The 20,405-nt window shown below is 68.0% G+C and carries 11 protein-coding genes and 1 riboswitch; of the genes, 4 read left to right on the forward strand and 7 right to left on the reverse strand.

The annotated features are described in order from the left end of the window. Positions 1–75: 75 nt before the first annotated feature. The 3 genes from AC5P8Z_RS18400 to AC5P8Z_RS18410 form a co-directional block, all read right to left on the reverse strand. On the reverse strand, positions 76–651 hold the full coding sequence (locus AC5P8Z_RS18400) for a manganese efflux pump MntP (RefSeq protein ID WP_495229703.1): 576 nt from the start codon (positions 649–651) through the stop codon (positions 76–78). An 89-nt stretch (positions 652–740) separates the two neighbouring features. Continuing rightward, a riboswitch (yybP-ykoY riboswitch) is annotated at positions 741–830 on the reverse strand. A gap of 141 nt (positions 831–971) precedes the next feature. Further along, positions 972–4,430: a hybrid sensor histidine kinase/response regulator gene (locus tag AC5P8Z_RS18405; protein ID WP_495229704.1), complete on the reverse strand. Its 3,459-nt coding sequence runs from the start codon at positions 4,428–4,430 to the stop codon at positions 972–974. Positions 4,431–4,565: 135 nt separating this feature from the next. Continuing rightward, a complete protein-coding gene (locus AC5P8Z_RS18410) occupies positions 4,566–6,713 on the reverse strand; it encodes a S46 family peptidase (RefSeq protein ID WP_495229705.1) in 2,148 nt (715 codons plus the stop codon). 123 nt (positions 6,714–6,836) lie between these two features. Between AC5P8Z_RS18410 and AC5P8Z_RS18415 the strand changes: the two genes are divergently transcribed. Continuing rightward, positions 6,837–7,613 (forward strand): hypothetical protein, encoded by a 777-nt coding sequence (locus AC5P8Z_RS18415; RefSeq protein WP_495229706.1) that lies wholly within the window; start codon positions 6,837–6,839, stop codon positions 7,611–7,613. Continuing rightward, positions 7,610–8,710, forward strand: coding sequence for a hypothetical protein (locus AC5P8Z_RS18420; RefSeq protein WP_295567639.1), 1,101 nt, complete (start codon positions 7,610–7,612; stop codon positions 8,708–8,710). Before AC5P8Z_RS18415 ends, AC5P8Z_RS18420 begins: the two co-directional genes overlap by 4 nt. Positions 8,711–8,818: 108 nt before the next feature. On the opposite strand, the gene AC5P8Z_RS18425 is transcribed toward AC5P8Z_RS18420, so the two are convergent. The 4 genes from AC5P8Z_RS18425 to glyQ all read right to left on the reverse strand — a co-directional run bounded on the left by AC5P8Z_RS18425 (position 8,819) and on the right by glyQ (position 17,729). Further along, positions 8,819–12,676: a translocation/assembly module TamB domain-containing protein gene (locus AC5P8Z_RS18425; protein WP_495229707.1), complete on the reverse strand. Its 3,858-nt coding sequence runs from the start codon at positions 12,674–12,676 to the stop codon at positions 8,819–8,821. Then, positions 12,673–14,469 (reverse strand): autotransporter assembly complex protein TamA, encoded by a 1,797-nt coding sequence (locus tag AC5P8Z_RS18430; protein ID WP_286072074.1) that lies wholly within the window; start codon positions 14,467–14,469, stop codon positions 12,673–12,675. The genes AC5P8Z_RS18425 and AC5P8Z_RS18430 overlap by 4 nt, the downstream gene beginning before the upstream one ends. Positions 14,470–14,664: 195 nt before the next feature. Next, complete coding sequence (gene glyS, locus AC5P8Z_RS18435) at positions 14,665–16,740, reverse strand: glycine--tRNA ligase subunit beta (protein ID WP_495229708.1); 2,076 nt, start codon at positions 16,738–16,740, stop codon at positions 14,665–14,667. Between the two features lie 77 nt (positions 16,741–16,817). Beyond that, a complete protein-coding gene (gene glyQ, locus AC5P8Z_RS18440) occupies positions 16,818–17,729 on the reverse strand; it encodes a glycine--tRNA ligase subunit alpha (RefSeq protein WP_286070402.1) in 912 nt (303 codons plus the stop codon). A gap of 83 nt (positions 17,730–17,812) precedes the next feature. Between glyQ and AC5P8Z_RS18445 the strand changes: the two genes are divergently transcribed. Together AC5P8Z_RS18445 and AC5P8Z_RS18450 are read left to right on the forward strand one after the other, a co-directional pair. Then, a complete protein-coding gene (locus AC5P8Z_RS18445) occupies positions 17,813–19,648 on the forward strand; it encodes a GspE/PulE family protein (RefSeq protein ID WP_495229709.1) in 1,836 nt (611 codons plus the stop codon). Then, positions 19,620–20,366 carry a glutamine amidotransferase gene (locus AC5P8Z_RS18450; protein ID WP_495229710.1) on the forward strand — a complete coding sequence of 249 codons (747 nt, stop codon included), beginning with the start codon at positions 19,620–19,622 and terminating at the stop codon, positions 20,364–20,366. Before AC5P8Z_RS18445 ends, AC5P8Z_RS18450 begins: the two co-directional genes overlap by 29 nt. Positions 20,367–20,405 lie beyond the last annotated feature (39 nt).

The raw sequence follows: 20,405 nt of genomic DNA on the forward strand, positions 1-20,405 counted from the left end.
GCTCGGCTGCTGTCTGCTTGAAGACCGCGCTACGCGCGTAAGCCGAGCGCAGGCTCGGCTCTACAGGATCTGGTGTTACCCCACGCCGTGCAGGTGTTCGTACAGGATCGTCGCACCGATGATCACCAGGATCACGCCGCCGATGATCTCGGCGCGCTTGCCGACCATGCTGCCCAGCACGCGGCCGAGCATGATGCCGACGGTGACCATGGTCAGCGTGCATAGGCCGATGACCGCAGCCATCACACCGATATGCACGTCCATGAACGCCAGGCCGATACCCACTGCCATCGCGTCGATGCTGGTGGCGAAACCGGTCAGCGCCAGCTTCCAGAAGCCGTGGTGCAGCGAGGGGTCTTCGTCTTCCTCGGCGCTGTCCGGACGGAGGCCGTTGTAGATCATGTGGATGCCCAGCGCACCGAGCAGGCCGAACGCGATCCAGTGGTCGAAGGCCTCGACGTACTGCAGGGCGGCACGGCCGAGCAACCAGCCGATGATGGGCGTGATCGCCTCGATGACGCCGAAGATGATGCCGGCACGCAGTGCGTCGCGGAACACCGGCTTGCGCATGGCTGCACCCTTGCCGATCGCCGCGGCGAAGGCATCGGTGGACATGGCAAAGCCGATCAGGAGGATCGAAATGGGGGACATGGAAAGCTGCTGAAGGTCGGGCAAGGACGGACGCACGGCTCGCGCTCGCGCCCAACCTGACGTTGCGCGCGCGGGCCGCTGGTCTCGCCAACCATCATGGTTGTCCACGCCACGGCGCACTGGCCGAGTATGTTGACGTGGACGATTCCTGCGAAGGAATCCGGCTACTCCCCAAGGGGACGCGCAGCTTAGCACCGCGATCCGCGCGTGGCGCATTTCCAGGCAAACGCGCAGGCAGGGCTGGTTTGTATAGCGATGGCTATATCAGCGCCGCGCTGCGCGCGGGAGCCGAGCGTGGGCTCGGCTCCACCGTTGCCCGGTCAGCCGTCGTTGTTGCCGGCGTCACGCAATGCACCCAGGAAGGCGCGCAGCGAGGCCGGCTTGATCGGCTTGGTCAGCACGCGGTAACCACGCTCGCGTGCCATCCGCTTCAGTTCGTCGCGACCATCGGCGGTCAGCAGCGCCCCGGGCAACGGGTAGCCCGCCGCCTCGCGAAGTGCCACCAGCGCATCCAGGCCATCCATGCGATCGTGCAGGTGGTAATCCACCAGCATCACCTGCGGGCGCTCGGCGATCTTCTCCAGCGCCTGGTCGACGGTGGCGGCGGTGATCACCTGCACCTGCCAGCGGCCCAGCAGCGCGCGCATGCCGTCGAGGATCTCCTCGTCGTTGTCCACGCACAGCACGCGCAGGCCCGCCAGCGAATCGCTGCGTACCGGTGCGGCCACCGCCTGCACCGGCGTGGCCACTTCGCTGTAGCCCGGCAACGGCGCCACACGCGGCAGGATGATCGAGAACATCGAGCCGCTGCCGACGCGGCTGCGCGCATTGAGGCGATGGTCGAGCAGGCGCGAGATGCGCTGGCAGATCGACAGGCCCAGACCCAACCCCTGCTCGCCCCAGTCGAACGGCTGCTGGTAGCGGTGGAACTCGTCGAAGATCTGCCGCATGTGGTGCTCGGGAATGCCCGGGCCGGTATCCCACACCTGCAGTTCCACTTCGTCGCCGCGCTGGCGCACGGCCAGCACGATGCGACCCTGGCGGGTATAGCGCAGCGCATTGGCCAGGAAGTTCTGCAGCACGCGGCGCAGCAGGCGGCGATCGCTGCGTACCCAGGCAGTACGCGCGAACAGGTCCAGGCGCAGGCCGCGCCCCGCCGCCACGGGCGTGTACTGCGCGGCCAGTTCGCGCATCAGCGCGCTGACATCGAACTCACCGATCACCGGGTGCAGGCCACCGGCATCCAGCCGCGAGACGTCCAGCAGGCCATCCAACAATTCCTCGGCCGCACGCAGCGAGGCATCCACGCGTTCGGCCAGGTGCTTCTGTTCGTCGCTCACATGGTCGCTGTCACGCAATGCCGAGGCGAACAGGCGCGCGGCGTTCAGCGGCTGCAGCACGTCATGGCTGATCGCCGCCAGGAAGCGGGTCTTCGACTGCTGCGCGACCTCGGCTTCGTGCGAGCGCTCGGCGACTCGCTGTTCCAGCGTTTCGTTGGCCTCCAGCAGCGCTTTTTCCGCGTGCTTGTAGTCGGTGATGTCGTTGTAGCTGGTCACGTAGCCGCCGCCGGGCAGGGCCTGGCCGCGCATCTCGATCACCTTGCCGTCGCTGCGGGTGCGCTCGAACACGTGCGGTGAACCGGCGCGCATGTAGCCGATGCGACGGTTGATCTGTACTTCGATATCGCCTTCGCCGAGCTCGCCACGTTCGGCGTTGTAGCGGATCAGGTCGGCCACGGGGCGGCCTACGTAGAGCATGCCGTCGGGGTAGCCGAACATGTCCTGGTAACGGCGGTTCCAGGCGGTCAGGCGCATGTCCGGGTCGACCACGCTGACACCCGCGCTGATGTTTTCCAGCGTGGTGGAGAGGATCTCGCGGTTGAAGCGCAGCTCCTGCCCCGCTTCGTCCAGCACCGCCACCACTTCGCCCAGGTCCATGCCCGAGCCGCGCAGCAGGCTGGTCAGCAGCAGGCGTGCGGACGCCGCGCCGATCGACGCGGCCAGCAGGCGTTCGGTGAACTGCACCCAGGGCCGGTCCGCCGGCGCCGTCGACTGCAGCTCGCGCCCCAGCGACTGCGCCTGTTCAAAAAACGAGCGCCGCGCGTGACGTTCGCCGACCACGCGCGAGGCCAGTGCCAGCAGGTCGCCCACATGCACATGACCGGGCCAGCCACCGGCCACCGACGGGCGCTCGGCATACGGGTCGAGGAACGGCGCGGCGCGCAGCCGCTCGTCCACACCGGGGCGCCAGCGCGCGGACACCAGCATCATCGTCGCCGCGTTGACCAGCAGCGACCAGAACGTGCCGTGGGTCAGCGGATCCCAGCCGGTCATGCCGAACAGCTGCTGCGGACGCAGCCACTCGATGCCGAACGGACCGTGCTGCACCCAGCCGGCATCAACCCAGCCGGCCATCGTCATCGCCGGCAGCAGCAGCGTGTACAGCCACGTCGCGAAGCCGAGCAGCATGCCCATCTCGACGCCACGCCGGCTGGCACCACGCCAGTACAGGCCGCCGATCAGGCCCGGTGCGAACTGCGCCACTGCAGCGAACGCCATCAGGCCGTACGACGCCAGCGTGCTGTCGTTGCTGCTGGTGCGGTAGTAGCTGTAGGCCATCAGCGCCAGCAGCAGGATCGCCAGGCGACGGATCCACAGCACGCGCGAGGCGACATCGGCCGCTTCCTGGTGGTCGCCACTGCGGCGCAGCAGCACCGGCATCACCAGGTCGTTGCTGACCATGGTGGCCAGCGCGATGGACGAGACGATGACCATCCCGGTGGCGGCGGAGAAACCGCCCACATAGGCGATCAGTGCCAGCGCGTTGCGGCCTTCGGCCAGCGGCAACGCCAGCACCATCGAGTCATCGGCAACGCTGCCGCCGGTGCCGAACAGGGTCACGCCGGCGGTGGCGATTGGCAGCACCATGCCCGAGATCAGCACCAGATAGCCGCCGAACATCCAGCGCGCGCGGCGCACATCGCGCACGTCACCGCACTCGACCACGGCCACGTGGAACTGGCGCGGCAGGCAGATGATGGCCAGGAAACTGAGCAGCGTCTGCGAGATGAATCCCACCGGCGGCAGACCGGTGAACAGCGTATGCACCGACTCGACCACCGCGTCGGTACGGTTGCTCAGCCACAGGTAGGCGAACACGCCCACCGCCACCATCGCCAGCAGCTTGATCACCGATTCGAAGGCGATCGCCAGCATCATGCCGTGGTGGTGCTCGGTGGCATCGACCTGGCGGGTGCCGAACAGGGTGGCGAACAACGCCATCAGCAGCGCCACGTACAGCGCCGGATCGGTGAAGAAGCCGGTCGGGCCGGTGTTGCCGGTCAGTACCTGCAGGCTCATCGCCACTGCTTTGTACTGCAGCGCCAGGTACGGAATGATGCCGATCAGCGCGATGATCGCCACCAACGCCGCCAGCCGCCGCGAACGGCCGAAGCGCGAGGAGATGAAATCGGCGATGGAAACCACGTTCTGGCTGCGCGCGATCAGCGCCAGGCGCTCGATGATGCGCCAGCCGAACAGCAGCAGCAGCAGCGGGCCGATGTAGATGGGCAGGTAGCCCACGCCGTTGCGCACGGCGGTGCCGACCGCGCCGTAGAAGGTCCACGACGAACAGTACACGGCCAGCGCCAGGCTGTAGACCACCGGCCGCAGCCACGGCCGGTCGGGGTACATCGGCCGACGGTCGCCCCACCACGCCACGCCGAACAGCAGCGCAGCATAGGCAACCGAGACCAGCAGCAGGATCCAGCTGGAGACCACGCGTGCGTTTCCGTCGGAAGAACCCGCAGTGTAGGCCAGGCGTGGCCGGGGGTGCGGGCTCGTTGGGGGCAACCGCCCCCACCAGGGTGGGGGTCTACGCGGTGCGGGCCACGACCGTTGGTCGTGGCCGGCTTCTTACTGGGCCGGCACGCCCATTTCCTTCAGCAGTTCCGGCGCCGGGTAGACCTTGGCCAGCAGCCAGCGCAGGTAGCGCATGTCCACGTGCACGGCGCGCTTGTAGCGCGGGTCGAACCACCAGCTGGCGCTGACCGACTCCCAGTTGCTGTCGAAGTTCAGGCCGATCAGTTCGCCCTTGGCGTTGAGCACCGGCGAGCCGGAGTTGCCGCCGGTGGTGTCCAGGTTGGTCAGGAAGTTGACCGTCTGGGTCTTCAGCGCCGGGTCGGCAGTGCTGCCGAAGTCACCCTTGGCGATCGCGGCCAGCAGCGGCTTGGGTGCATCGAACGGATAGGCGTTGGTGTTCTTCTCGACGATGCCGGCCACGGTGGTCACCGGCGAGTAGGTCACGCCGTCGCGCGGGTGCAGGGCCTCGACCTTGCCGTAGCTGATGCGCAGGGTGCGGTTGGCGTCCGGGTACACCGCACGGCCCTGCTTGGCACGCCAGGCGAACAGCGCCTGCATGTACGCCGGGCGCAGGCGCAGCTGCTCGCCTTCGCGGGTCTTGCTCTCGTTCTCGATGCGCAGCTGCGCGGCCACCAGCGGGCCGGCCACGGCGATCAGCGGATCGGCGGCAAGTGCCTTGCCCTCGCGTGCGGCAGTGAAGCGCGACAGGCGCTGCGCCTCGTCACCCAGCTGGGTGCCGGCATAGAGGGTGTCCAGCGCCTTGGCCAGCTGCTCCGGGGTACGGCCGAAGGCCGCGTCGAACTCGGCCACGCGCTGCGCGTCCGGCAGCTGCTGGTAGCGGGTCAGCAAGGTGGTCAGCAGGGCCTTCTCGACCTCCGGTGCGTAGCGGCGCTGGACCTGCTTGAGCACGCCTTCGATCATCGCCTGGTCACGCTGCTGGTAACCGCTCTCGCGCTGCGCGTCAGGCTTGGCAGATTCGATGCGCAGGCGCTCCAGCAGCAGCGCAGAGCGCAGCAGCTGGCTCTGCGCGGCGATCTGGTCCAGCAGCAGGTCACGCTCGCCCACCGCCGCGCCCTGCGACAGGTTGGCCAGCAACGCCTTGATGTCGCCCTGGTACTTGCGGTCGGTCACGGCCAGCATCGCGGTCTCGTCGGCGGCACGCTGGGCCTTGGCATCGCTGCGCAGCAGGCCTTCCAGTTCGCCAGCGGCGCGCTTGCGGTTGTTCTTCAGCGACTGCAGCTGCGAGGCATAGCGGGTACGCGCCTGCGCGTCCTTGGCGGTGGCGGCCTCGATGGTGTCGATCATCTGCTGGAACACCGACACGCGGCGCGGCAGCACGGCATCGATCTGGCCGGCGAATTCGGCCGCGGTGCGGTGGCGATAGGTGATGCCCGGGTAACCGGCCAACATCGCGTAATCGCCTTCCTTCGGGCCTTCCACCGACATCTGCAGGTGCGCCGGTGCCTGGTAGGGCACGTTGTCCTTGCTGTAGGCGGCCGGCTTGCCGTCCTTGCCGACATAGGCGCGCAGCAGGGTGAAATCGCCGGTGTGGCGCGGCCACATGAAGTTGTCGATCTCGTCGCCGTAGTTGCCGATCGCGCGCGGCGGCGCGTAGACCAGGCGCACGTCGCTCAGTTCCAGCTGGGCAATGCGGTAGAAATCGGTGCCGTAGTACATGTTGGCCACCGAGCAGCGCACGCTGCCGTCCTTCTCGCACTCGGCCACGATCTGCTTGCTGGCCGCATCGACGGCGTCGAAGTAGGCGCGGCCCGTCTTGCCCTTGGCCTGGGCCAGCACCTGGTCGGTCACCTTGTCGAAGCCGACGGTGACCAGCACGCGGAAGTCCGGGTTGGCCGGGCGCTCGTCGGCGCGGTCCTTGGCGATGAAGCCACCGTTGATGAGGTCGTGCTCGGGCGAGCTGTTGTACTGGATCACGCCCATCGCTACGTGATGGTTGGTCAGCAGCAGACCGTCAGCGGACACGAACGATCCGGTGCCACCACCGGCACGCACCACGGCGCTCAGCGGCGGCGCAGTGACGTTGGCCAGATCGGCCGGATTGCCCTTGAAACCGGCGGCCTGCAGCGGCTTGGCCAGCTCCGGCAGCTGGGTCGGCATCCACATGCCTTCATCGGCGTGGGCGCCGGCAGCGAGGGTCAGGCCCAGGGCCAGGGCGGCAGGAAGGGTTTTACGGGCAGACATCGGCGTTTCCGGCAATACAGAACAGCCCGGGACCATAGCCGCTGGGGGCCGATGGGGCAACGGCCGATGGTTGGGGGGCACCGATGCTGGTTAGAATCAGGTACGGATACCAGGGAAGGACCGATGATCGCAGGAATCGATCTGGGCACCACGCATTCGAGCAGGCCATCTGCCGCCGATGCGCTCGCCGACCGCATCGTCCGCAACGGGCAGCAGCGCGATCCGGCGGACTTCGCAGCCTGGCTGCAGCAGTCCCCGGAACTGCAGGCACCTGTGGATGCCGATGAGGTGAAGCTGGCCACCTGGCAACGGCTGATGAAGGGCACCACGCCGTTCCCTCAGGCGAACTTCGAGCAGCTGGCCGACCGCTTCCAGTGGTATGACCGGGGCGATATCCGCGAGTGCTACGACATGGCCTCCCTCGGCCACAGCATGCACCTGTGCTGGTTGCTGGTGCCAGGCAACGAGGCCGCGCTCGCCTGTTACATGCATCTCGAGAATGCGCCGGTTTCGGTGGTGCAGGCCCGCACCCGTGTCGCCCGGCTCAGTGGCCCCTGGCACCCACTGCGCGCGCGCATCCAGGCGCTGTCCGTGCGCACGCGGCACGAAATGCGTGAAACGCTGCATTACCTTGTCGGCGTGCCTGTGATGGCGCACGTGGCGCTCCCACCGCCGTTGCAGCGCAGGCAGGTCATGTTCTGGGCGACCGCATGCGACGCCCTGCACCATTCCGTGCCGTCACGCAGACGCTTCACGCGGCGAACGGTCGCTTTGGCACTGCTTCTGACGTGCGCCCTGCTGGCCGCCATCGCAATCCTCCGCGGGGCATTTTCCAGCTCCCCTGGCAATGCAGACAGTGATCGTTCAAGCCTGCAGCCCCCACACGAGGCAAACCCATGAGCAACTGGATGGACCTGCTGGAGCGCGCCAAATCCACCGACCCGCAACCTTTCGCGGTGTACCTGCAGGGTCTGCGCAGCCAGTGGTCTCTGGACGAGCGCGCTGAAGCCAGTGCCAGGGTGCTGCAGGCGCTGCGCGCGCGGCAGGCGCCCATGAACCTGTCCGAAGCCGCGGCGCTTTACCAGGCCTTCGGCTGGGACGACGCGGGCTGCGGCCTGGCACCAGGCGAACTGCGCGAGCTGGCCGAACACGCCTGGCAGGACTGGCTGCAACTGCCCGCGCAGACCGATCTGCTGGCCCAGCAGATGGAGGCGCGTGGCGGACGCTGGACCAGCCACGATGACGCTGCCAGCCGCCTTCAGCAGCTGCGCGAACCGCGTTCGCACCTGCGCAACCTGATGTCCGCGCTGCCGCTGCGCGTGCCGCGCCAGGCCGCAGCGTTGATGGACGTACTGGGCTGCCAGGAGGACCGTCCTCTGCCGCCCGGCATCGATGCGGGCCAAGCCCGCTTCTGGGCCGGCGCCAGCGATGTCACCCGCCTCACCGCGGCACAGTTGTCATTGCTGCGTGCACTGCTGGCAAGCGTGGCGCTGACGTTGATGGCCTTCATCGCGTTGACCACCACCCAGATCGCCGATACGCTGCTGCCCTACCAGTCGGAAGAGCAGCGCAGGGCGATCGTGCTGGGCACGGCAGCGCTGGCGCCACTGCTCGGCACGCTGCTGGCCATTGGCCTGCGTCATCTGTTCGTCTGGCAGAGCGCCCCTGAAGACCCGTCCGTGCCGCCTTCCCGACTGCGTTGGCTGGCCCTGCCGGTCGCCTGCGCAGCCATCGCAGTGGTCGGTACCGCCGTCTACCTTTGGGTGCCCTCGCCTTCGCTGTGGTTGGCACCGCTGTGCTGGCTGCTGGCCTGGACCGTGCTGACCACGGCATGGATCCGCTACCAGCTGCGCCGGGGCAAGCCCGTCCGCATGGAATTGCCAATGTCATTCCTAGTGATGCTGTCCGTGCTCAGCGTATTGCCGGCGCTGCTGGGTGCGCTACTGCTGTGGAGCATGGACCTGTCCGGCCACCGCCAGCGGCTGCGCCGCAGCTGAAGAAGCCGTGGGTCGGAGCCCTTTCAACGAAACGGCTCCGACCCCGGTCTGATGGCCCGGCGCAGCCACGCATGGCGTGGCTCTACGTCTCGCTGCGCCAGTCAGGGGTCATTTCTCCCGCCGCCAGTTGATCGAGCCGCGGTTTTCCACCGTGCTCGACTCTACTTCCACGTCGAAGCCGCGGCGCAGCAGGTACTTCAGGGTCAGCACCGAACCGGCACCCACCATCGACACGCCGTAGCCGACGTAGAGCTTGGGCGAGATGTACTTGCCGAAGCCAATCACCGAACCGCCCAGCGCGCGCGACTGGCTCACGCCGGCATCGTCCAGGCCCAGCTTGGCACCCAGCTGCGAGGCCAGCAGGCCGCTGCCGGCCGACAGCGCCGCCGAGGCCGCGGTGACCTGCTGGGTCTGGTCGGTACTGGCATTGGTCAGGCTGCGGCCCAGCACCAGGTAGGCCAGTGCCTCGGACTGCGACATCGCCGGGTCGGACCACACGTCGGCACGCGGCTGCTGCGCGCGGCCGGTCACGTCGATGCCGGCGGTGACATCACCGATGCGGCGCTCGGCGCGGATGTTGATGCGCGGATCGGAGACGGCGTTGTAGTTCCAGTTGAGGTTGCCGCGGGTGATGGTCAGGTCCTGGCCATAGGCCTTGTAGCGGCCGCTCACCTCAAGCCCGCCGTTGGCGGTCATCTCGCGGCCGGGCTTGGCCCAGACCTGCATCTTGCCGGTCAGCCCGCCCTTCAGGCCGAAACCGGTCATCTTCACCTTGTCGCCCAGGCTCACGGTCAGGTCCATGTCCAGCGGCGAGGTGCGCGATTCCTCCGGGTCGGCCGGATCCAGCACCACCACGTCCTCGGACACCGAGGTGCCGCGGTCCAGGCGCTCCAGGTCGATGTCGGCCTCGGGCACGTTGACCGTGCCGCGCAGCTCCATCGCCGCCTTGGCCAGGGTGAAGTCCAGATCGGGGTTGGCGACGATGCGCAGTTCGCTGGTGTTGGACACCAGCACGTTCTCGCCGTGGATCTTCAGCTGCAGCGGCTGCGCATCGCCGAACCAGGACAGGCCACCATCGACGTAAAGCGTGCCCTTGCCCGAGTTGGCCTGCGCGGTGATCTTGGCCGAGCCATCGGGCTGGGCGACGAAGCTGCCCTTGCCCTGGTCGAAGGTCAGGCCCAGCGCCGGGAATTCGCCCTTGAAGTTGGTCAGCTGCGCGTCACCGCCCAGCGAGGGCTGGCCGCGCGTGCCACGCAGGCTCACGTGGCCTTCGATCAGGCCGGTGGGACGCACGATGTCCGGCGAGAACAGCTCCAGCCAATACAGCCGCGACATGTTGAGATAGAGCTCGCCGTTCAACGGCGCGCTGGCTTCCCATCCGGTCTGCATCTTCGCATCGACGAAGCCGTTGCCCTGGAAGCCCATGCCCAGGTAGCCCTTGATGCTGGCCGGGGTCATGTCCAGCTTCAGCGAGAACTGGTCGTAGCGCACCAGCTCGCCACGGGTGGTATCGCCCACGGTGTTGCGGTTCTCGCCCAGGCGCACGCCGCCTTCCTTCGAGCGTACTTCGACGTGGCCTTCCCAGGCCGTGCCGCGCGGGCGGATCTGTGCGTCCAGGCTGACATCGCCGCGCAGGTAGATGCGGCGGCCGGACTGCGGCGGCAGCCACGGCTGTACCAGCGCCAGCGGCAGCGCGTCACTGCGCACCACCAGGCCCTCGCGCGGCCAGTTGGCCTGTGCGCACAGCGCGCCGCTGCTGGCGGCGGCCAGGCAGGCTTCGGACAGGGTGTAGGTGCTGCCGTTGATCGCGAACGCCGCCGGTGCCCGCAGCGACCAGGCATCGCCCTTCACCGGTGCGATGCGCAGCGAGGCCAGCTCGCCACGCCACTGCGTGCCCTGCTGGCGCACGCTGCCCTGCAGCTCGACCGCGCCCATCTCGTTGCTGGTCTGCGCAGCCAGGCGGAGGTTGGAGACACTGCCCTGCGCGTCGATGTTCAGCTGCTCCAGCAGCATGCCCGCGTTGACCTGCTGGCCCTGCACCGCCAGCGTGCCGCTGTCGCCGCGCCACGGCAGGTGGCCCTTGATGCTGACGCTCTCGGCGCCGTAGCCATCCCAGTTGAGGTTGTTGCCGACCAGGTCGGCGGTGATGTCCGGTGCGTCGCGCGGGCCCTTCACCTGCACCTGGCCGCGCAGGCCGCCGTCGGCGCCCGGCAGCAGATCACTCAGCTGCAGCGGTTCGAAACGCGCGTCGATGTCGAGGCGGTCGCCGACCTTGCCCGACGCGGTGACCCGGCTGCTGCCCAGCGCCAGCTTCAGCTCGCCATGGCCTTGATCACCCTGCAGCGCGAACTTGCCCTGCGCATCGAGATTGCGCTGGCGCAGGATGCCCTTCAGCGACGGCAGATCCACCGTGGCTTCCAGGGTACCAGCGGTGCCCGGCGGCGCATTGGCCGGCGGCGGCAGCTGGCGGCCCCTGGACGCCAGGTTGCCGGACAGGCGGCCATTCCAGCCCGGCACGAAATAGCCGGGGTCGAAGTCCTTCAGCGTGGCCTTGGCATCCCAGTCCAGCTGCGGCGCCCACGCCACCTGGCCCTCCACCTGAAGTTGGCCACCCGGGGTCTGCGCCTGCAGCTGGTGGATCGACGCGGCCTGATCGTTGCCACGCACGTCGAAGCGCACCTGCGCCTTCTGCTTTTCGCGTTCGACCTCGGCACGGCCGATCGCTGCCCAGGCCTTCAGGGTGCCGGCCAGGCCGAAACGCGCTTCCTTCAGGGTCACCGGCACCGGCGCGCTGCCCGCCGTGTTCGGATCGGGCGCCGGCACATAGGTCAGATCATGTGCGACCACCGAGAAATTGAGCTTCTGCTGGTCTTCCTGGCTGAAATCGGCGGTGCCCTCCAGGCGCGCTTCGCCCCCCAGGCCCTTCACCAGCAGCGGCGACACCTTCAGCACCTGGTCCTGCAGTGACACCACCGACGGAGCCAGTTCCAGTTCCTGATCACCCTGCTTCACCCTGCCCTGCAGGTTGGCGTTGCCGCCCTTGCCGCTGGCAGTGAAGTCCAATGCCAACGGTGCGATCGCCGAGCTGGCCAACGCCGGCGACAGCAGCGCCAGATCAAGTTCGTCGCTGCGTACCGTGGCATTCCAGGTCGGGTCGGTGCGGCCATCGAACACCAGCATCGCGTGCAGCGGCTTCGGTGCACGTCCGGCCACCGCCACTTCCATGTGTGCCAGGTCGCCGCGTGCCACCAGCCCCACCGTCGCGGCGGTACGGCCACGCGGTGCCGGCAGCACCGCGGTGACGGTCACGTCGGTGTCGTAGTCCTTGGCCGGAATATAGCGACCCTGGGCGGTGAAATTGCCCATGTCACTGTCCACCACCAGCTTGTGCGCCTGGAACTCGCCGTTGGCGATCTCGATGCCACCACGCACGCGGCTGATGTCGATCACCGGCTCGTTGGCCTGGCTGATGCGGAAACCATCGATGGCGATGGCATCGGCCTGGATCGCCAGCGGCATTTCGATCTGCGGCAGCGAATCGGGCCACGACGGCAGCTTGAACGGCTCATCGCTCTTGGCCAGGTTCAGCGTCGCGTTGGTCAGCTCAAGCTTGTCCAGCAGCAGCTTGCGACCCAGCAGCGGGCGCAGGTCCGGCTCCAGGTGCGCGCGCTCGGCGTGGAAGTGGATGTCGTCGTAGCGGAAATCGACGTTGTACAGGGTCAGCGGACCGGCCACCGGGCCGTCCACCTTGTCCCAGGTGAAGCTGGCGCCCACCGGCAGGCGGGCCACCACCTGCGCCAGCAGCACATCGCGGCCAGCCACGGTCTGCAGCAGCCAATACACCGCCAGCAGGGCCAGCAGCACCAGGCCGATTACGCCGGCACCGGACCAGGCCCAGAAGCGGCGGCGGCGGTAGAAGCGCACGCGCGGCGGCGGCGTATTCGGGGTCGGTGCGGGCGTGCTCACAGGTCCGCTCCAATGTTCAGGTACAGCTGGAACTGCGAATCCGGGTTGTTCAGGCCATGCGCCACGTCGATGCGCACCGGACCCACCGGCGATTTCCAGCGCACGCCGAAGCCGACGCCGGTATGCAGGTCGATGGTGTTGTCGAAGGCGCTGCCGGTATCGACGAACACCGCCGCGCCCCACGGGCCGCCATTGAAGTAGTGCTCGTATTCGGCCGAGCCGATCACCAGGTTCTTGGCACCCAGCGCGTACTTGTCCGGGGCCGGCGTACGCGGGCCCACTTCACGGAAGGCATAGCCGCGGATGCTGCGGTCACCACCGGCGAAGTAGCGCAGGCTCGGCGGCATCGCCACCAGGTCGCTGGTCCAGGTGGTACCACCTTCGCCGCGCAGGATCAGGCGGTCACTCTGCCCCACCGGGATGTACCAGCGCAGCACGGCATTGGCCTGCACGAAGCTGGTATCCGAACCGGCGCCCTCGATGCCGCCGCGCAGGGTGGCGGTGCCGCTGATGCCGCTGCGCGGGAACAGCGGATCGTCGACGTTGACGTAGTCGGCCACCAGCTGCGGGTAGACCAGGGTCGAGGTGTTGTAGACCGCGTCGGTGAATTCGGTGCCCGAGGCATAGCGCCAGCGCTCGCGCAGGGCGTTCATCGAGGCGATGGCGGTCCAGTGCTCGTTGATCTGCCCGCTGCGGCTGGCGATCAGCTTGAAGTTGCGCAGGTCGATGTAATCGGTCTGCTCATCGTAGGCACTGGCAGTGAAGCCGTACCAGCCGTCGAGCCACTTGAACGCCGGCACGCGGTAGGTGCTGGTCAGGCTCTTGCGCTTCTGCGCATAGTCCAGCTGGGTGTTCATCTTGTGGCCGCGGCTGTTCACGTAGCGCCGCTCGATGCCACCGCGCACACCCGGCCCGCTCTCGCTGCCGTAGCTGAGACCGGCCGTGTAGATGGTGCGCTTGGCGCGGGTCAGCTTCACGTCGACCGGCACGTCGCCGTTCTCGTCAGCCTGGTCCGGCCGCGGCTGGATGTCGATCACGCTGAAGTAGTCCAGCTTGGTCAACGACTCGCGCAGCCGGTCCAGCTTGCCCTCGTGGTAGTAGCTGCCCTGTTTCCAGTACACCAGCGGGTCGAACAGCTTGTCGACAAAGTAGTCCTGCTCGAAGGTCACCGGGCCCATGTTGTAGCGGCGGCCGCTGTCCCAGGTCAGGTCGATGTCGGCAGCGTTCTCGGCGCGGGTGATCTGAACCTGGCGCTGGGTGTAGTCGGCGTCGAAGTAGCCGCGCTCGGCCAGGCGCCGGGTGATGGTGATCTTGCTGGCTTCGTACTGGGTATGCTCGAAACGCTGGCCCTTGCGCGGTTTGAACGCAGCCAGGTCGTCCTGCAGGTACTGGTCGTACATCGCGGGGCCGGTGATGTCGATGTGCTCGCGGCGCACGGTCACCGGGGTGCCCTTGTCCACGTGGATCAGCACCCGCACGTGCTCGTCCTCGCGCGGCGCTTCGACCTTGATCACCGGGTTGTAGTACCCGAACGGTTCCAGCGCCTGACGGGTCTGCCGCTCGGCCTGCGACAGCAGGTATTCCAGGCGCGATTCGCCCTGTTCCTTGCCGATCGTGTCGTACAGCGACAGCGATTCCTGGATGTTTTCGATGATTGCGGCGTCGTCGCCCTTGTCCAATCCCTTGATGTCCACCTTGTCGATGGTGCCGCGCGCGTGGGCCACGGAGGTGGCGGCCAGCGACAGGACCATCAGCGGCAGGGCGTATTTCTTTGGCTGCATGCGGCACAGCATACCGACCGGAGGTGACGATGCGAAATGCATCACGTCATTGAGGATCGATTGTTAAGTGGCGGTCAAAATACGCGCCTTTGTGGCGATCATCGTGATCGCAGGCGAGGATGCCGGCATCGTGCGCGATGCCGGCAATGACCCCGATGGACATCCACCGGCACTATCGGTGGTGCCAAGCTTGCTTGGCACCACATCTCAGCTCGACAGATGCTCGATCGCCGCGACCTTGCCCAGGCGGTCGCCCAGCAGGGTCAGCAGCGCCAGGCGGTTGCCACGCAGCGCTGGGTCTTCGGCGTTCACCATCACGCCATCGAAGAACGCATCGACCTGCGGGCGCAGGCGGGCCAGGCGCGCCAGCACGGCCACGTAGTCCTTCTGGTGCAGGCTGGCGCCGGTGTCGTCGATGGCCGCGGTAACCGCTTCGGCCAGCGCGCGTTCGGCGTCTTCCTGTAGCAGCGATGCATCGATCTGGGCCGGGATGTCGCCCTCGGCCTTGCGCAGGATGTTGCGGATGCGCTTGTTGGCCGCAGCCAGCGCTTCGGCTTCCGGCAGCGCGGCGAAGGTGCCGATGGCATCCAGGCGGCGGTCGAAGTCGTACAGCGAGGCAGGCTTCAGCTCGGCCACCGTGTTGAAGTGCGTGGCTGGAACGCCCTTGTCAGCGTAGTAGCCCTTCAGGCGGTCGAGGATGAAGTCGTACAGCTCACCCACATCCGCCTGCACGTTGCGCGCGGCCAGGCCGGCATTGGCGCTGGCCAGCAACGCGCGCAGGTCCAGTTCGAAGCCGCTTTCGATGATCGTGCGGGCCAGGCCCAGCGCGTTGCGGCGCAGGGCGAACGGGTCCTTGTTGCCGGTCGGCTTCAGGCCTGCGGCGAAGCCACCGGCCAGGGTATCCACGCGTTCAGCAATCGCCAGCACCTTGCCCAGCGGCGACAGCGCGATGTCATCACCACCGAAGCGCGGCTGGTAGGCCTCGTCGATGGCCAGCGCCACCTCGGCCGATTCACCACCGGCCACGGCGTAGTGGCGGCCGGCGATGCCCTGCAGTTCCGGGAACTCGTTGACCATGCGCGACTGCAGGTCGTTCTTGGCCAGCTCGGCGGCACGCCTGGCCTGCGCGGCGTCGGCACCGACCTGCGGCGCGATCACTTCGGCCAGGGCGGCCACGCGCGCCACCTTGTCGGCCACGCTGCCCAGCTTGGCCTGGTAGGTCACCGTCTTCAGGCCGTCGCCCATCGACACCAGGCCCTGCTTCAGGTCCTCGTCGAAGAAGAACTTGGCATCGGCGAAACGCGGGCGGATCACGCGCTCGTAGCCCTTGGCCACTTCGGCCACGTCCTTCGATTCGATGTTGGCGATGCCGATGAACTTCTCGGTCAGCGTGCCGCTGTCATCCAGCACCGGGAAGAACTTCTGGTTGATCTCCATCGTCTCGATCAGCGCTTCCTGCGGTACCGCCAGGAACGCGCGCTCGAAACTGCACAGCACCGCCGACGGCCACTCGACCAGGTTCACCACCTGCTCCAGGTTGTCGTCGGTGATGCGGGCGCTGCCACCGGCCTTGGCCGCAGCGGCCTCGACCTCGGCGACGATGCGCGCGCGGCGCTCGCTCGGGTCGACCAGCACGAACGCAGCGCGCAGCGCTTCAACGTAGTCCTGCGGCTGCGCCAGCGACACGGTCTGGTCGTGGTGGAAGCGGTGGCCACGGCTCACGCGGCTGGCCTGCAGGCCGAACAGTTCGGCTTCGACCACGTTGGCGCCGTGCAGCAGCACCAGCCAGTGCGCCGGGCGGGCGAAGCCCCAGGCGTGGTCGCCCCAGCGCATCGGCTTGGGAATCGGCATCGCCGCGATCGCCTCGCGCAGGATCTCCGGCAGCAGGCTGGCGGTGCTCGCGCCCGGGCTCACCGCACGGTGCACGAAGCGCTCACCCTTGTTGTCGGTGGTCTTTTCCAGCGCGGTCCAGTCGATCCCGGCCTTGGCCGCGAAACCCTGCAGGGCCTTGGTCGGCTGGCCTTCTGCGTCCAGCGCGATGTTCAGGTACGGGCCCAGCACTTCGCTGTGCTGTTCCGGCTGCTCCAGGCCGACGCCCGGCAGCAGCACAGCCAGGCGGCGCGGGGTCGACAGCGGGCGCGCATCGCCCAGTTCCAGCGCGACGCCGCGCTTGCGCAGGCCGTCGACAACACCGTCGAAAAAGGCCTGGGCCAGGCCCGGCAGCGCCTTGACCGGCAGCTCCTCGGTGCCCAGTTCGATCAGAAGGGGGGACAGTTGGCTCATCGGTTCGATCCTGTGGTGGGGGCGCAGCGCGCGACGCGTCCGGCGCCCCGGAAATTAAGAGAGGGAAGGAGCGGCCGTCAGGCCTTCTTCGCGCCCGGGAAGCCCAGCTTCTCGCGCTGCTCGTAGTACGCCTTGGCCACCGCCTGGGCCAGCGCGCGCACGCGCAGGATGTAGCGCTGGCGCTCGGTCACGCTGATCGCGCGGCGTGCATCGAGCAGGTTGAAGGTGTGGCTGGCCTTCATCACCTGTTCGTAGGCCGGCAGCGGCAGGTCCACTTCCACCAGCTTCTGCGCTTCGCGCTCGCAGGCATCGAAGCGGTGGAACAGCTCGTCCACGTCGGCGTATTCGAAGTTGTACGTGCTCTGCTCCACCTCGTTCTGGTGGTAGACATCACCGTAGGTCACCGGCTGGCCGTCCGGGCCGTAGGTCCAGACCAGGTCGTAGACGTTGTCGCAGTTCTGCAGGTACATGCACAGGCGCTCGAGACCGTAGGTGATCTCGCCCAGCACCGGGCGGCACTCCAGGCCACCAGCCTGCTGGAAGTAGGTGAACTGGGTCACCTCCATGCCATTGAGCCAGACTTCCCAGCCCAGGCCCCAGGCACCCAGCGTCGGCGATTCCCAGTTGTCCTCGACGAAGCGCAGGTCGTGCACCAGCGGGTCGATGCCCAGTGCCTTCAGCGAATCCAGGTACAACTGCTGGATGTTGTCCGGCGCCGGCTTCATCGCCACCTGGTACTGGTAGTAGCGCTGCAGGCGGTTCGGGTTCTCGCCGTAGCGGCCGTCGGTCGGGCGGCGCGAGGGCTGCACGTAGGCCGCATTCCAGCCTTCCGGACCGATCGCACGCAGGAAGGTGGCCGGGTGGAAGGTACCGGCGCCCACCTCCAGGTCGAGCGGCTGGATGAGCACGCAGCCCTGCTGGGCCCAGAACTGGTTCAGGGTCTGGATCAGGCCCTGGAAGGTGATCGGAACGGTCGGGGTCGCGGACATGCGTACGAGTCTTGGCCGGCAAGGGGGTGCGCTAGTATAACGGCCGACCTGCGGGGCATTCCGTACCCGGGAGGAGCAGGCAGATGGAACATCGGCTGCCGGCAGGCACGCCCGGCGAGGCGGGCGGCGTCCCGCTGCCCTGGGGACGGCTGCATTTCGAGCAGATTGCTGCGGCGCTGATCGGCGATGGCCTGGTGGCCGAGCAGGACCGCGAGCGCATGCGGTTCTCCGCGCAGGGCGCGCGCAACGCCAGTGAAGTGCATCCACTGGTGCTGCTGTCCAACCTCAAGCTGGCCGCCACCGGCGGCGGCGAACTGACCCTGGAACGCCTGACCGAGTGGCTGGCGCAGCGCACCGGCAGCCGCTACCTGCGCATCGACCCGACCCGGGTGGACGTCGCCGCGGTCACCGCGCTGGTGTCGCATGCCTACGCCCGCCGCCACCGCTTCCTGCCGCTGGCGGTGGATGCCGAGCGCGTGCTGGTGGCCACCAGCGAGCCGCTGGTGCAGGAATGGCGCCGCGACCTGCAGCACCTGACCCGCCGTCGCATCGAGCTGGCCGTGGTCAACCCGCTGGACCTGCACCGCTACACCATGGAGTTCTACGGGGTGACCCGTTCGGTGCGCGGTGCCCGCGGCGACGTGCGCGGCGAGGCCAGCACCACCCTGCCCAGCTTCGAGCAGCTGGTCGAGCTGGGCCGCACCGGCGACGTCAACGCCGACGACCAGCACATCGTGCACATCGTCGACTGGCTGCTGCAGTACGCCTACGAACAGCGCGCCTCGGACATCCACCTGGAGCCGCGCCGCGAGATGGGGCGCATGCGCTTCCGCATCGACGGCGTGCTGCACAAGGTGTTCGAAGTGCCGCCGGCGGTGATGACCGCGGTGGTCAGCCGCATCAAGGTGCTCGGCCGCATGGACCTGGCCGAGCGCCGGCGCCCGCAGGATGGCCGCATCAAGACCCGGTCGCCGGGTGGCCGCGAGGTCGAGATGCGCCTGTCGACCATGCCCACCGCCTTCGGCGAGAAGTGCGTGATGCGCATCTTCGACCCGGATGCGGCTTTCAAGAGCATCGACCAGCTCGGTTTCAGCCCGCAGGAAGCCGCTGGCTGGAATGCGCTGGTCGAGCGCCCGCACGGCATCGTGCTGGTCACCGGCCCGACCGGCTCGGGCAAGACCACCACCCTGTATTCCACGCTGAAGCGGCTGGCCACGCCGGACGTGAACGTGTGCACGGTGGAAGACCCGATCGAAATGATCGCGCCCGAGTTCAACCAGATGCAGGTGCAGGCCAACATCGACCTGGACTTCGCCAGCGGCGTACGCACCCTGCTGCGGCAGGACCCGGACATCATCATGATCGGCGAGATCCGCGACCTGGAGACCGCGCAGATGGCGGTGCAGGCCTCGCTGACCGGCCACCTGGTGCTGTCCACCCTGCACACCAACGACGCGCCATCGGCGGTCACCCGCCTGCTCGACCTGGGCGTGCCGCATTACCTGCTGGCCAGTACCCTCAACGGCATCCTCGCCCAGCGCCTGGTGCGCACGCTGTGCCCGCACTGCAAGCAGCCGCACAGCCTCGGCGCGGCCGATTGGGCGGTGCTGGCTGATAGCCATGGTGCATATCCAGATGCCGCCACGCCCTGTCGGCCGGTCGGTTGCCTGGAGTGCCGGCGCACCGGATTCCTCGGCCGCATCGGCCTGTATGAGTTGCTGCCATTGGGTTCGCGGCTGCGCGGGCAGATCCGCGCCGACATGGACCTGGCCGGTTTCACCCGTGCCGCGCGGGCTGAAGGGCTGCGAACCCTGCGCCAGGCTGGGCTTGAAAAGGTGGCGCAGGGGCTGACTACAATCGAGGAAGTCCTGTCAGTCCTGCCGCCCCCGGATGAACCCAGCCCCGTTCCTGATCCTTGAAACCGGCCGCCCGGTACCGTCGCTGCGCCGCTACGGTCGCTTTCCGCACTGGATCCGCGTCGCCGCCGGGCTGGAAGAACACGAGACCGTGGTGGTCGATGTCGAGCACGGTGGCGCCCTGCCCGACCCGCACGCCTTCGCCGGCGTGCTGGTGACCGGCTCGGCCGCCTTCGTCACCGACCATGCCGACTGGAGCGAGCGCAGCGCCGCGTGGCTGCGCCAGACCGCTCACGACGACCTGCCGGTGTTCGGCATCTGCTACGGCCATCAACTGCTGGCGCATGCGCTGGGCGGTGAGGTGGCCTACAACCCGGCCGGCCGCGAGTCCGGCACGATCAAACTGGAACTGCAGCCGCAGGCCGCACAGGACCCGCTGTTCCAAGGCCTGCCGCAGCATTTCGCCGCCCACGCCACCCATCTGCAGACCGTGCTGCGCGCGCCCGACGGCGCCGAGGTGCTGGCGAGGTCGCCGCTGGACGGCTGCCACGCCTTCCGCTGGGGCCGCCAGGCCTGGGGCGTGCAGTTCCATCCGGAGTTCGCCACCCACCACATGCGTGGCTACGTGCGTGCCCGCGCCGACTGCATCGGCCGCCATGGCGGCTGCGCCCGCAGCATCGAGCGCGCGGTCAGTGCCGCGCCGCTGGCCCGCCAGCTGTTGCGGCGCTTCGTCCGCCAGGCGCGGCTGTCTTCAGCCCAGCCGATGGCAAAACAGGGATAATCGGCGGCACGGGCACGCGCCCGGCCCCTCCTGTCCCTC

The organism is Stenotrophomonas sp. YJH_SMC_17, assembly GCF_059371655.1.